Source organism: Silvimonas soli (assembly GCF_030035605.1).
GTDB classification, from domain to species: domain Bacteria; phylum Pseudomonadota; class Gammaproteobacteria; order Burkholderiales; family Chitinibacteraceae; genus Silvimonas; species Silvimonas soli.
On the sequence record NZ_CP106736.1, the window covers coordinates 2454849 to 2468732 of the forward strand.

Consider the following 13884-nt stretch of genomic DNA (forward strand, 5'->3'; position numbering starts at 1 on the left):
CTGGCAAACCACATCGCAAACTGGTCCGCAGTGCCTGGTGAAAATTGCCCCTGACAACCGGGATAGGCGTATGGTGAGCGGACCACACACAGCTTTCGTTTTGCGCATGCTCAACCTCTGAGACCAGGCAAATTGAAGGTTTTCCCCGCCCCGCTTGTTCCAGAGCCATGAGCATCGCTTCACCGCTCGCCAGTCACAGTTCGTACCAGTCTTAGTACTCATAAATCACAACCGCAACGCGGCACGAAAGCAGTTTTCGCTAACCGGCAAGCCACAGCTTTGTGGCCATGCCGGTCTGGTTTTGTGCGCTGCGCGCGGTGTTCAGCTTCTGAATCGCTTGCCAACACCGGTGAGGCTTGCCAGTGCATGTTGGCGTATCAGCAAGGAGGCATGCATCTTGGCACTCACCGGTCACTCTGTTTTCCGCCAGTCTGGCAAAATTCTGGGCAAGTCTTCCCCGCGCTACGACGAAGACAGTCTGCGCGACTACGCCGCCACCGAGGCGCCATTGCGGGCCGAGTTGTTCAGCGCCGACCAGATGGAGCGCCACGGCAGAACGCTTGGCGCATCGCACAAAATTGGCGAAGGTTACCCAGCAGACCGCTTGCTGGCCCGTCTGGCCGAGAACGAAGCCATTCTGATTGATGCGTGCCGCATTCTCACCACCACCACCAATACCAGCCGGTTAACCCCGGCGGGTGAGTGGTTGCTGGATAACTTCTACCTGATCGAAGAGCAAATCCGTACGGCCAAACGCCACTTCCCCAAGGGCTATGGTCGGGGCTTGCCGCGACTGGCGGGTGGCGAATCCGCCGGGCAACCGCGGGTGTACGAGATTGCGCTGGAAGCCATTGCCCACGGCGATGGTCGCTGGGACCCGGAAAGCCTGAGCCGTTACGTAGCCGCGTATCAACAAGCCTCTGAGTTGACCTTGGGTGAGTTGTGGGCGATTCCGATCATGCTGCGGCTGGCGCTGATCGAAAATCTGCGCCGGGTCAGTGCCAGCATTGCTACCGGCAGCGCCGACCGCAATCTGGCCGATGACTGGGCCGGCAAGATGATCAACGCCGCCGAAGAAGATCCCAAAAGTCTGATTTTGCTGATCGCCGACATGGCCCGTTCTGATCCGCCAATGGGGCCGACTTTTGTGGCCGAACTGGCGCGGCGGTTGCAAGGCCAGGGCGCGGCGCTGGCTTTACCGCTGACCTGGATGGAACAACTGCTGGCTGAACAAGGCCAGACCATTGAACAAATGGTGCTGGCCGAGAACCGCCAACAAGCCGCCAATCAACTTTCGATCAGCAACAGTATTTCCAGCCTGCGCCTGCTGGGCGCCACCAACTGGCGCGAGTTTGTCGAAACCTTGAGCGTGGTTGAGCAGACCTTGCTCAATGATCCGGCGGGCATGTATGGCCACATGGATTTCGCCACCCGTGACGATTACCGCCACACCATAGAGCGCACCGCGCGGCGCGCCCGCATGCCGGAAAGTGCCGTCGCCCGTCGCGCCATTGGTCTGGCTGCAGCGGCCACCAGCGATGGGCCGATGATTGATTCGCCCATCCATGTAGATCGCCACGCGCACGTCGGCTTTTACCTGACCGGGCGCGGGCTTTATCAACTGGAACGCGATTGCCAGGCGCGTTTGTCGCTGGGCCTGCAATTCAAACGCTGGTTCCTGCGCGCGCCGGTTAGCCGGTACGTCGGGCCGATCACGCTCATTACCTGGGCGTTGACCGGCGCCATGCTGCTGCGGGCACACTCCGCTGGAGTGCATAACTGGTGGATGCTGGCGTTGCTCGGCGGCGCGCTACTGGCCAGCTTGAGCCAGTTGGCGGTGGCGCTGGTTAATTTGCTGGCAACCAATATTGCGATCCCGCGCTTTTTGCCGCGCCTGGATTACAGCAAAGGTATTCCGCCGGAATTGCGCACGCTGGTCGTCGTGCCCGCCATGCTTGGCAGCGCCGCTGGCGTGCAGTCGCTGGTTGATGATCTGGAAGTGCGCTTTCTGGGTAATCGTGATCCCAATTTGCATTTTGCCTTGCTGACCGACTTCACCGATGCCGCCAGCGAGACCCTGCCCGAAGACGCCGCCTTGCTGGCGCTGGCGACCGCGCATATCAATGATCTCAACAGCCAGTATCCCAACCAGCGCGGTGACACGTTCTTTCTGTTTCACCGCCCGCGCCGCTGGAATGCCAGCGAAGGTGCGTGGATGGGTTACGAGCGCAAACGCGGCAAGCTGGCGGCGCTCAACGCCTTGTTGCTGGAAGGCAAAGCGGACGAATTCTCGTTGGTGGTCGGCCATACCGGCGTGCTGTCCAACGTCAAATATGTCATTACGCTGGATACCGATACCCAATTGCCACGTGACGCCGCCCGCCAGTTCATCGGCACCATGGCGCACCCGCTCAATCACCCGCGCTTTGACGAAAAACGCCAGCGCGTGGTCGAGGGCTACGGCATTTTGCAGCCGCGCGTGGCCGAAAGCCTACCCGCCAATGGCCCCAGCCGTTATGCCCGCCTGAGCGGTAGCGAACCGGGCATTGACCCGTATACCCGCACGGTTTCGGACGTGTATCAAGATCTGTTTGGTGAAGGCTCGTTTATTGGTAAAGGCATCTACGACGTTGCCACCTTCGAGCAATCGCTGGCCGGACGTTTTCCGGAAAACCGCATTCTCAGCCACGATTTGCTGGAAGGCTGCTACGCCAGGTCCGGCCTGCTGAGCGATGTGGCGCTGTATGAATCATCCCCTTCCAGTTACCTGAGTGACATGCGTCGGCGCAGTCGCTGGATTCGCGGCGACTGGCAGCTGGCCAGTTGGCTGTGGCCCAGAGTTCGTCAGGCCGATGGCGTACGCAGCAAGAATCCGCTAACCAGTTTGTCGCGCTGGAAGCTGCTGGATAATCTGCGCCGCAGCCTGGTGCCGCTGGCTTTGCTGGTGCTGATCGGATTGGGTGCCACGGTTTTGCCGTTGCCACGCATCTGGCTAGGTACGGTGCTGCTGGTGTTGTGGGCACCGGCGGTCCTCTCCGCGTTGATTGATCTGATTCGTAAACCCGGCGAAATTACCTGGCGCCAGCATCTGTTTACCAATAGCCATCTGATCTGGACTCAAGCCACCCAACTGGCGCTGCGCCTGGCCACTTTGCCGCATGAAGCCGCCGTGAACACCACCGCCGTGGTGCGTACCCTGTGGCGGGTGCACGTGTCGCGCAAGCATTTACTCGAATGGTCCACCGCTGAAAGCGTCAGCAATGCGGCTAAATATGATCTGGTGACCTTTGCCCGTGCCATGTGGATGGGGCCGGCGCTGGCCATTGTCATCGCCGTCAGCGCGCCCATTATTGACGTCAGCTGGCTGTTGTTTGCCGCCTTGCTGGCTGGTCTGTGGCTGGTTTCGCCGTTGCTCGCCTGGTGGATCAGCCAGCCGCCGCAGCCATTCGCCACCGAACTGGATGCCGAACAGACGCGTTTGCTGCACCGGACTGCCCGCAAAACCTGGTTGTTCTTCGAGACCTTTGTGGTGGCGGGCGAGCATTGGCTGCCGCCGGATAACTTCCAGGAAGTACCGACCGGCATCATCGCCCACCGGACGTCGCCCACCAATATCGGGCTGGCGCTGCTGGCCAATCTCACCGCCTACGATTTCGGCTATCTGCCTTGCGGTTCGTTACTGGAACGCACCACCAATACGCTCAATGCCATGCTGACGCTGGAACGCTATCGCGGCCATCTGTACAACTGGTACGACACCCGCACCATGCAACCACTGGCACCACGTTACGTTTCGACGGTCGATAGTGGCAATCTGGCCGGACACTTGCTGACCCTGCGTCAGGGGTTGCTGGCGCTGCCCGACGAACCGGTAGTGCATCCACGCTTGTGGCGTGGCTTGAGCGATGGCCTGGGGCTGGTCACCATTCATTGGGAGGGCGATCCACCGGCTGTATTGACGTCCATGCAAGGCGTGATCGCCAGTGCGCTGGTCACTCCGCCCACCGGCCCTGCTGCGGTGTACAAGGTCATCGCCGCGCTGACCGGCCAGACGGATCAGCTGTGCTCGCTGATTGCGGATGTCCCGGAGACTGTAGACCTGCAACGCGCGGCGGCTTCGTTGCAACGGCAGTGCTTCAGCACGCTGAACGACATCAAATCGCTGATGCCTTGGGTCACTTGGAGTGACGCGGAAATTGCCGCAGTGCCGCTGCTGGCAACCATGCCATTGCTACGCGATATTCCCGGCTTTGGCGCATTGGCGGTGGACGAGTGGGGCATGGCGACACCATTGGCCGCCCAAGTCATTGAAGCCAGTCGCCAGGCGCGGGATCGACTGGCGTTGATGAATGCGCTGGCAGTCCAGGCACTGGGTCTGGCGCAAATGGATTACGGCTTTTTGTACGATCCGTCCGTGCATTTGCTGGCGGTGGGTTACAACGTGGATGATAACCGCCGCGATAGTGGTCGCTACGATTTGCTGACCTCGGAAAATCGCTTATGCAACTTTGTGGCGATTGCCCAGGGGCAGTTGCCGCAAGAAAGCTGGTTCGCGCTCGGGCGCCTGTTAACGCTGGTGGATAACCAGCCGGTGATGGTGTCGTGGAGCGGCTCGATGTTCGAGTATCTGATGCCGATGCTGGTCATGCCTGGGTATCCGGAAACGCTGCTCGATACCACGTGCCGTGCGGCCGTGCGGGCGCAGATTGAATACGGCAAACAGTGTGGCGTGCCGTGGGGGATTTCTGAATCCGGCTACAACACCACCGATGCCCACCTCAATTATCAATATCGCGCGTTTGGCGTGCCTGGTTTGGGGCTCAAACGCGGGCTCGTCGACGATTTGGTGATCGCGCCATATGCCACCGTGATGGCGCTGATGGTGGCACCACAAGCGGCCTGCCAGAACCTGCAAAAGCTGTCGGCGATGGGTGCGGAAGGTGCATTTGGCTATTACGAAGCCATTGATTACACCGCCTCGCGTTTGCCGCGCGGTCAGCGTAGCGCGCTGGTGCGCTCGTTTATGGCGCATCACCAGGGCATGAGTTTTCTGTCATTGTCATATGCGCTGCTGGGTCAACCCATGCTGCGGCGCTTTGCGGCCGATGCGCAATGCCAGGCCACCATGCTGCTGTTGCAAGAACGCGTGCCGAAAACCATAGCGGTGTATGCCCGCGCCGGCCAGTTTGCCAACAGCACGGTTTCGGCCGAAACCGGAGAAGCGTCGATTCGCGAATACGACCGGCCCGACACGCCGATGCCGGAGGTGCAGCTGTTGTCCAACAGCCGTTACCACGTCATGGTCAACAACGCCGGTAGTGGCTACAGCCGCTGGAAAGGCATGGCCGTCACCCGCTGGCAGGAAGACCCGACCTTCGATCAACTGGGCGTGTTCTGCTATCTGCGTGATCTGGAAAGTGGCTTGTTCTGGTCGGCCACAGCGCGCCCGTGCGGCATGCTGGGCGAGCACTTCAAAGCCATCTTCTCTGAAGCGCACGCTGAATTTCATCGCCACGATCAACGCTACGACGTGCACAGCGAAATCGTGGTTTCGCCGGAAGACGATATTGAACTGCGGCGCATGCGCATCACCAACCGCTCGCGCCGCAAACGCGTGCTGGAAGTGACCAGCTACGCCGAAGTGGTGATCGCCCCGGCCAATGCCGACAACGCGCATCCGGCTTTCAGCAAGCTGTTTGTGGAAAGCGAAATCCTGCCCGAACAACAAGCCATTCTGTGCAGCCGCCGCCCGCGCGAACAACACGAACCGCGGCCATTTTTACTGCATTTGATGGCAGTGCATGGCGCGGATGTCGATCAGTTCTCTTGCGAAACCGATCGCTCGCGCTTTATCGGGCGCGGTAACACCTTGGCGGCCCCGACTGCGCTGACGGCGACCGGCAATCTATCCAATACCCAAGGCGCCGTGCTGGACCCGATTGTCTCGGTGCGACACCACATTACGCTGGAGCCCGAGGCCACCGTCACGCTGGATCTGGTGTTGGGGATGTCCGATACCCGTGAAGGCGCCTTGGGCCTGATCGAAAAATACCGGGATCGCCGCCTGGCTGACCGGGTGTTTGAACTGGCGTGGACCCATAACCTGGTGCTGCTGCGGCAAATCAATGCCAATGAAGCCGACGGCCAGTTGTACGGCCGCATGGCCGGTGCCGTGCTGTACGCCAATGCAGCGCAGCGCGCCGAAGTCACCGTGCTGATGAACAACCGGCGCGGCCAGTCCGGGTTGTGGGGTTATGCCATCTCCGGCGATCTGCCGATCGTACTGTTGCGCATTGCTGATCCGGGCCGTATCGAACTGGTGCGGCAACTGGTGCAGGCTCACGCTTACTGGCGGCTGAAAGGGCTGGCCGTGGATCTGGTGATTCTGAACGAAGACCACGCCGGTTATCGCCAGCAATTGCAGGAACAGATCATGGGGCTGATCTCCGCCGGGATCGAAGCCAATATTGCCGATCGCCCGGGCGGCGTGTTTGTGCGCAATGGGGAGCAAATGGCGCCCGAAGACCGTACGCTATTGCAATCGGTGGCGCGCATCATCATCACCGATAGCCGTGGCAGTTTGCAGGATCAAGTAACCCGCCGTGGCGCCTTGCTGGCCACACCTCCGGCCTTGCTGGCAGGCCCGGTTAGTAGCGACAGCGCCGGGCAAACCCCGTCGCGGCGCGGCACCAGCGATCTGGCCATTTTTAACGGCACCGGTGGCTTTGCCGCAGACGGGCGTGAGTATGTGATTGTCACCAATGGCAACCAGCGCACGCCCGCGCCATGGTGCAATATTCTGGCCAATGCCGATTTCGGCACGGTGATCTCGGAAAGCGGCTCGGCTTATACCTGGCGTGGCAACGCCCATGAATTCCGGTTAACGCCCTGGTATAACGACCCGGTCCAGGACACTGGCGGCGAAGCGTTCTACCTGCGGGATGAAGAAACCGGCAAGGTCTGGTCGCCCGCGCCATTGCCGTGCCGCGGTACCGGTGAATACATCACCCGCCATGGCTTTGGCTACAGCGTATTCGAGCATGAAGAAAACGGCATCCGCAGCGAATTGACGATCTTTGTGGCGCTCAATGCCCCGGTCAAGTTCTCCAGGTTGCGGGTGAGCAATGTATCTGGCCGCACCCGCAAACTCTCGGCCACCGGCTACGTGGAATGGGTGCTGGGCGATCTGCGCCCAAAAACCGCGCCTTATGTGGTGACCGAAATCGCCGCCGATAACGGAGCGCTGCTGGCCCGCAACAGCTACAGCAGTAGTTCGGGTACCCAGGTCGCTTTCTTTGATGTGGATGACCCGCTGCGCGAAGTAACCTGCGACCGGCGTGAATTTATTGGACGCAATGGCTCGCATGCTCGTCCTGCTGCGCTGGAACGCATCCGGTTGTCGGGCAAGGTCGGTGCAGCGCTCGACCCCTGCGGCGCGATCCAGGTACCGTTCGGGCTGGTGGATGGCCAGGAGCGCGAAATCACCTTCCGCCTGGGCGCGGGGCGCGATCTGAACGAGGCCACCGAGCTGGTTCAGCGCTTGCGTGGTGCCACTGTGGCCGCCGATACCCTGGATGCAGTGCACGAATACTGGCGCCACACGTTAGGCGCGGTGCAAGTGCAAACGCCAGATCCGGCGATCAACCTGCTGGCCAATGGCTGGCTGGTTTATCAGGTACTTGCATGCCGCTTGTGGGGCCGTAGCGGGTATTACCAGTCCGGCGGCGCCTATGGATTCCGTGACCAGATTCAGGACACCATGGCGCTGGTCCATGCCGAACCGCAGCGCATGCGCGAGCATCTGATCCTGTGCGCCAGCCGCCAGTTTGCCGAAGGCGACGTGCAGCACTGGTGGCATCCACCCACCGGTGCGGGCGTGCGTACACGCTGTTCGGATGACTATCTGTGGTTGCCCATGGCGCTGTGCCGTTATATCGAAGTGACCGGTGATATCGGCGTGCTTGATGAAAAAGCACCCTATCTGCAAGGCCGTTTGCTGAATCCCGACGAAGAATCCTGGTACGACCAGCCGGGCGTGAGCGATCTGCACGAAACCTTGTATCAGCATGGCGTTCGGGCCGTTCTGCACGGCTTGCGCTTTGGCCCGCATGATCTGCCATTGATGGGCTCGGGTGACTGGAACGACGGCATGAATCTGGTCGGCGACAAAGGCGTGGGCGAGAGCGTCTGGCTGGGCTTTTTCTTGTACGAAGTGCTCAATCAATACGGCGCGCTGGCGCGGCGGCATGGCGATATCGGCTTTGCCGAACGTTGCGCCAATGAGGCGGAACAACTGCAGCGCTCACTGGAAACGCATGCCTGGGACGGCAACTGGTATCGCCGCGCCTGGTTTGACGACGGCACGCTGCTGGGCACGGTCACCAACGATGAATGCCGCATCGATTCGATCGCGCAAAGCTGGTCGGTCCTGTCGGGCGCAGCCGGCAGCGAGCGGGCGCAGCGGGCTATGCAGTCGCTAGACGAAAACCTGGTCCGCCGCGAAGACAAGCTGATCCAGTTGCTCGAACCGCCATTCGACAAAGGCACGCTGGAACCGGGCTATATCAAAGGCTACGTGCCAGGCGTGCGCGAAAACGGCGGCCAGTACACCCACGCCGCAGTCTGGGCGACCATGGCGTTTGCCCACCTGGGCGACGCCAAACGCGCTTGGGAGTTGATGGGCCTGATCAATCCGGTAAACCACGCACGCAACGCGGCGGAGGTGGCGAAATACAAGGTCGAACCGTATGTTGCCGCTGCCGATGTCTACGGCGTGGCGCCACATACCGGGCGCGGTGGCTGGACCTGGTACACCGGCTCGGCCGGTTGGATGTACCGGCTGGTAGTGGAGTCGTTGCTTGGCCTGCGCCGCGAGGGCGATACCTTGCGGTTGGTGCCCTGCTTGCCAGATGGTTGGCCGGGTTTTGATATGGACTACCGCTTTGGCGAGACCACCTACCGCATCAGCGTGCTACGCGGCGACTCTGCCGTACTGACGCTGGATGGCGTGCGACAAGAGGGCGACGCGCTGCAGTTGGTGGATGACCGGCGCGAGCACAAAGTACAGGTGCAGGTGGTGGGTATCACCGCAGATGCTGGCGTGGCACCGTCGTAGCCCGGCGCCATATCCGGGCGGCGGCGGTTTTGGATTAAACCAAGCTGTCCATGAACCGGGCCATTTCCACATCCAGTGCCGACAAGCCGTTGGCATCGTGCGTGGTGAGGGTGACTTCTACGCGGTTGTAGACATTGAACCACTCCGGGTGGTGGTTCATCTGCTCGGCTTTGAGGGCGACCCGGCTCATGAAGCCAAAGGCGGCGTTGAAGTCTTTGAAGCTGAACTTGCGGGTGATGGCGTCGCGGTTGGCGACGGGTTGCCAGTCGGGCAGGGATTGCAGGGCCGTGGTGCGTTCGTCGGGGGGGAGTTGTTTGGTCATGGTGATGTGGGCTCCTTGTAATACCTAAGTGTATTAGTGCCTGCGGCACGGCGTTAAAGGCTTTAGATACCCGGTGGTGACCGGGAGCACGACACCTTTCTTTGCGTCGCCAAAGAAAGGTGTCCCAAAGAAAAGCGACCCCGAGCCGTCGCCCGGTTTGCAACCGGGTACCCTGCGCTATGCAAGATTGCCCCGGCGGGTGACGAACTAGCCCGTAAACGGGCGTCGGACAAGCGTCACCCGAAACCCCGGGTCAATCGTGCTTCGCTTGGCGCCTATCAGGGGAGGAAACGCACCCCGTCTGTTGGCCAGCGATTGCGATTCAACTCTTGCCTGCTTTTGCCCGCCACCATTTCGTCAGTCCCAACCTCGGCGGTCCCCCTGGACGGGAATCCTGTCGGGTCGCCAGGCTGCCATAGTGAACGTAGCCGCTGGATTCCCGCCTTCGCGGGAATGACGATGTTATGGGTACGCCCAAAGGTCTTGCAGTTGCTGTTGCCGAAGGCATACCAACCCCGCGACTTACGCCGACCGAGAGATGGAGACCCAGGTTCCGACCGACCGAGGGAACGACGGAGCCGCGCAAAGAATCCTGGCCAACAAACGGTTTGCTTTGGCTTTTGACTTCGGGCCCCTTTGCGGCAGCGGGGTCGCGTTTTCTTTGGTTTCTTTCTTTTGGCGACGCAAAAGAAAGAAACGTGCTCCGCGGCACCACGGGGTATCAAATGTCTTTAAAACCCGTGCCGAAGGCACTAACAAAAAAAGCTTTTGAAGCCGTAGCCATCCCAGCAAGGTGGGTTGCTCTCACCCAACACCCAATCACGCATCCTCCGTCAACGCCCACCCCTCACCCGTCCCCCGATGAATCACCAAATCCCCATCCAGCACATCCCCAGCCGGGATCTCGTCTTTGTTGGCGATTTCCTCATAATACGGCGTGAAATCCGGCTCGGTCGCTTTGAACAACTGCTCAAAATTATCGATCACAAAATAGGTCTTCTGAAACGAATCATAGCGATACCGCGTTTTCATGATCCGCAGCAGATCGAACCCCAACCGGTTGGGGCTGTCGCTCTCCAGCGCGTACATAGACTCGGAGCCACTCGACAATATCCCCGCGCCATAAATGCGCAAACCGGCCGGGGTGTTGATCAGGCCAAACTCCACGGTAAACCAGTACAGCCGCGCCAGCATATCCAGCGAGCCCAGCGCCTGGGCCTTCACGCCGCCCTTGCCATAGGCCTGCACGTAATCGGCAAACACCGGGTTCATCAGCAATGGCACGTGGCCAAACAGGTCATGGAAGATGTCCGGTTCTTGCAGGTAATCCAGATTCTGCGGTTCGCGAATCCACCAGGTCACCGGAAAGCGCCGGTTAGCCAGGTGTTCAAAGAAAATATCGCCCGGAATCAGCCCGTGCACTGCCACCAACTGCCAGCCGGTCGCCTGCATCAGGTGCTGGTTTAGCTGCGTGAAGTCGGGAATACGTAACGGATCGACTTCTAGCTGTTGGATGCCGTCCATGAACTCGTCACAGGCGCGACCAGGCAGCAGCGCAAGCTGACGGGCATACAGCTTGGCCCAAGTGGCGTGGTCTTCTTCGGTGTAGCGTTCCAGCGGCTGGCGCATGGTGTAGTCGGCCGCGTGCGTGAGCCCGGCGTTTTTACGCATGGTCACGTCGGGGGCGACGAATTCTTCGGTGTTGTCCATGAGCGGCTCCTGCGAGGCATGTGCATCTATGCATACAGTCTAAGTCGGGTAGGGTGCGCAGTTGGCGCAGAGTCGGCCCGATATTGCTGAGAAAATGCAGGATTCGTGCAATTATTTAGCATCATCTGCATGGAGTCTGCACAGATATGCTGGACAAGTTCGATTACCTGATTCTGGCCGAGTTGCAGCGTGACGCACGCGCTTCGCATCAGAGCCTGTCGCAGCAAGTGCCGTTGTCGCCATCGCAAATTGGCCGACGCATCCAGCGCATGGAAGAAACCGGGGTAATTCGCGGTTACCGTGTGGCGCTTGATCCCGAACTGCTGGGCTTGTCGGTGCAGGCGTTTGTCAGCGTGATTCTGGAGCGCCATGGCGAAGCGGCGATCCGTGAATTTGCCGCCGCCGTGCAAGCCATGCCCGAGGTGCTGGAAGGCCACGGCATTACCGGCGATGCGGATTACCTGCTGCGCGTGATCGTGCCCGATCTTCCCGCCTTGTCGCGCTTTGTCATGCACAAGCTCACCGGGCTGCCGGGCGTGCGCAGCGTGAAGTCCAGCGTGGCGCTGGACCCGGTCAAACGTACGGCGACACTGCCATTGCCCATGCCAGTGAGCAAGGCCTGACTCTGCCGGTTTGGCCGACTGCAGCTTGTACGCACTTGAAACACGGCCGCTGTTGACGCTCTTGCCGCCGCCGCTTTACCGTCTTCAGCTTGCCGTTGTCATAGCGACTGGCCCTACCCGGTGCCGCGCTTGATCTGGCTTACCCAACCACTTTCCAAAGAGAGATCGTCGATGCTCACAAGGCCTCGTGCGGGATTGCTCGCGCTTATGTTTGTTACCCCGTTCAGTTTTGCCAACCAGCCCGCTTGGGTCGTGCGCAGTAACGAGCTGGCACAGCCCGTGTTGCAAGCCCAGGCGCGTTATTCGCCGGAGCAAGCATCGGCCAACGGTCAGGAAGAATTCGATACTGCGGTGGCCGATCTGGGGCCGCATCTGTACGAGCGGCGCAAGGCGGATTCCGACAAATTGCTGCTTAAACTCAAGGCCGAGCGGACGGTCGAAACCGACCCGAAAGTGCGCGAGGATCTGGATATCCTGATCGGTGCGGTCAAAGACGACGAGCAAACACAGCTGCTGCAGCGGCAGAATCTGTTGCAGTTCATTAATGTGGCACAGGTGGTTTACTACGGGCTGGATGCGGTGCTGGAACCGCGCAACAAGCCAGAACGCCAAGCCAAAGCGCTGGTCCGCCTCAATCGTTATGCCGGGCTGGAGCCGGGTTATCGTCCGCTGGCGGACCTGGCGCGCGAACGCACTGAGGATGATCTCAAACGGCATGGTCTGACCGGACCATATATTGAAGACATCAAGCAGCAACTGGAAAACACCGACGCGATGCTTAAAGGCATCCGCGAAGACTTCACCAACGCCAAGGTCAAGGGTTGGGAGCAACCCTACGCCGCGCTGGAACAACAATTGCACGCCTATACCGAGTGGGCCCGCCAGGCGGTGCTGCCACGTGCCCGTAATGAGGCGCGACAACCACCGGCCATCTACGCCGATGAACTCAAGCAGGTTGGGGTGCCGATTGGTCCGGATGAACTGATCCAGCGCGCCGGGGCGGATTACCAGGAAGTGCTGGGCCAGATGAACGCCGTAGCGGGGCGCATCGCCGCCGAACAGCATTTGCCTTCCAGTGATTACCGCGATGTGATCCGCATGCTCAAAAAGCAGCAGATTGCCCCGGCCGACATGTTGCCGCACTACGAAAGTCGTTTGAAACAGATTGAAGCCATCATCCGCCGTGAGCATCTGGTGACTTTGCCTGCACGCGAAGCACACATCCGGCTGGCGACCGAGGCTGAATCGGCCAGTGTCGGCTCGCCGTTCATGAACCCGCCCCGCTTGATTGGCAATACCGGCGAATACGGCGAATTTGTGATTACGGTAACCAACCCGCACGCTCAGTCCGACGCCAAAATGGATGACGACACCCATCAGGCCGCATCCTGGACGCTAACCGCTCACGAAGCCCGCCCCGGTCACGAATTGCAGTTTGATTCGATGGTGGAAAAAGGCACCTCCATCGCCCGCGCCATCTTTGCCGAAAACAGCGCCAACGTGGAAGGCTGGGCGGTGTATTGCGAAGCCATGATCGAACCCTACATGCCGCTGGATGGACAACTGATCTCGTTGCAGTCGCGCCTGTTGCGCGTGGCCCGCGCTTTCCTCGACCCTATGGTCAACACCGGTCGCATCACCCCCGCGCGCGCCAAGCAGATGTTGATAGATGACGTTTTGATGTCCGAACCCACTGCCCAATCGGAAATTGATCGCTACGCTTTTTCCAGCCCGGCACAGGCGACGGCTTATTACTACGGCTATACCCAACTGCGCAGCCTGCTGACGCAAACCCAACTGGCGTTGGGTAAGGGGTTTAATTTGCAGGCATTCAACGACTTTATTGTTGACCAGGGTTTGTTGCCGCCGACTTTGCTCAAGCTGGCGATTGAACAGGAGTTTGTGCCGGAGCAGTTGGCTTTGATGGCGAAGGGGAAGGTGGCGGGGAAGTGACGGGGTATTCCCGGGAAGAGGCTGCAGGTGCGTGGCCTCTGTTAGCTTGGCGGTAACTTGGAAATCGAAAGCTTGTTTGGTTAGTGCCTTCGGCACGGATGTGAAAGGCGTTTGATACCCGGGGGTGCCCGGGAGCACAACACCTTTCTTTGCGTCGCCAA

General features: G+C 60.1%; 5 protein-coding genes. 3 read left to right on the plus strand and 2 right to left on the minus strand.

Annotated elements, in window-relative coordinates:
• Nucleotides 1-397: 397 nt before the first annotated feature.
• A complete protein-coding gene (locus N7220_RS11345; RefSeq protein WP_283147634.1) occupies nucleotides 398-9115 on the plus strand; it encodes a glycoside hydrolase family 94 protein in 8718 nt (2905 codons plus the stop codon).
• A 34-nt stretch (nucleotides 9116-9149) separates the two neighbouring features.
• On the opposite strand, the gene N7220_RS11350 is transcribed toward N7220_RS11345, so the two are convergent.
• Together N7220_RS11350 and phhA are read right to left on the minus strand one after the other, a co-directional pair.
• Entirely contained in the window at nucleotides 9150-9437 is a 288-nt protein-coding gene (locus N7220_RS11350; RefSeq protein ID WP_283147635.1) for a 4a-hydroxytetrahydrobiopterin dehydratase, read from the minus strand.
• Between the two features lie 819 nt (nucleotides 9438-10256).
• On the minus strand, nucleotides 10257-11147 hold the full coding sequence (phhA, locus tag N7220_RS11355) for a phenylalanine 4-monooxygenase (protein WP_283147636.1): 891 nt from the start codon (nucleotides 11145-11147) through the stop codon (nucleotides 10257-10259).
• Between the two features lie 146 nt (nucleotides 11148-11293).
• Here phhA and N7220_RS11360 point away from each other — a divergent pair, with 146 nt between their 5' ends.
• Nucleotides 11294-11770 carry an Lrp/AsnC family transcriptional regulator gene (locus N7220_RS11360; protein WP_283147637.1) on the plus strand — a complete coding sequence of 159 codons (477 nt, stop codon included), beginning with the start codon at nucleotides 11294-11296 and terminating at the stop codon, nucleotides 11768-11770.
• Between the two features lie 207 nt (nucleotides 11771-11977).
• Nucleotides 11978-13723, plus strand: coding sequence for a DUF885 domain-containing protein (locus N7220_RS11365; RefSeq protein WP_283147638.1), 1746 nt, complete (start codon nucleotides 11978-11980; stop codon nucleotides 13721-13723).
• Nucleotides 13724-13884 lie beyond the last annotated feature (161 nt).

Coding starts and splice junctions, on each gene's coding strand:
- N7220_RS11350 (WP_283147635.1), bottom strand. CDS start 9,437: ATGACCAAACAACTCCCCCCCGACGAACGCACCACGGCCCTGCAATCC.
- phhA (WP_283147636.1), bottom strand. CDS start 11,147: ATGGACAACACCGAAGAATTCGTCGCCCCCGACGTGACCATGCGTAAA.
- N7220_RS11360 (WP_283147637.1), top strand. CDS start 11,294: ATGCTGGACAAGTTCGATTACCTGATTCTGGCCGAGTTGCAGCGTGAC.
- N7220_RS11365 (WP_283147638.1), top strand. CDS start 11,978: ATGTTTGTTACCCCGTTCAGTTTTGCCAACCAGCCCGCTTGGGTCGTG.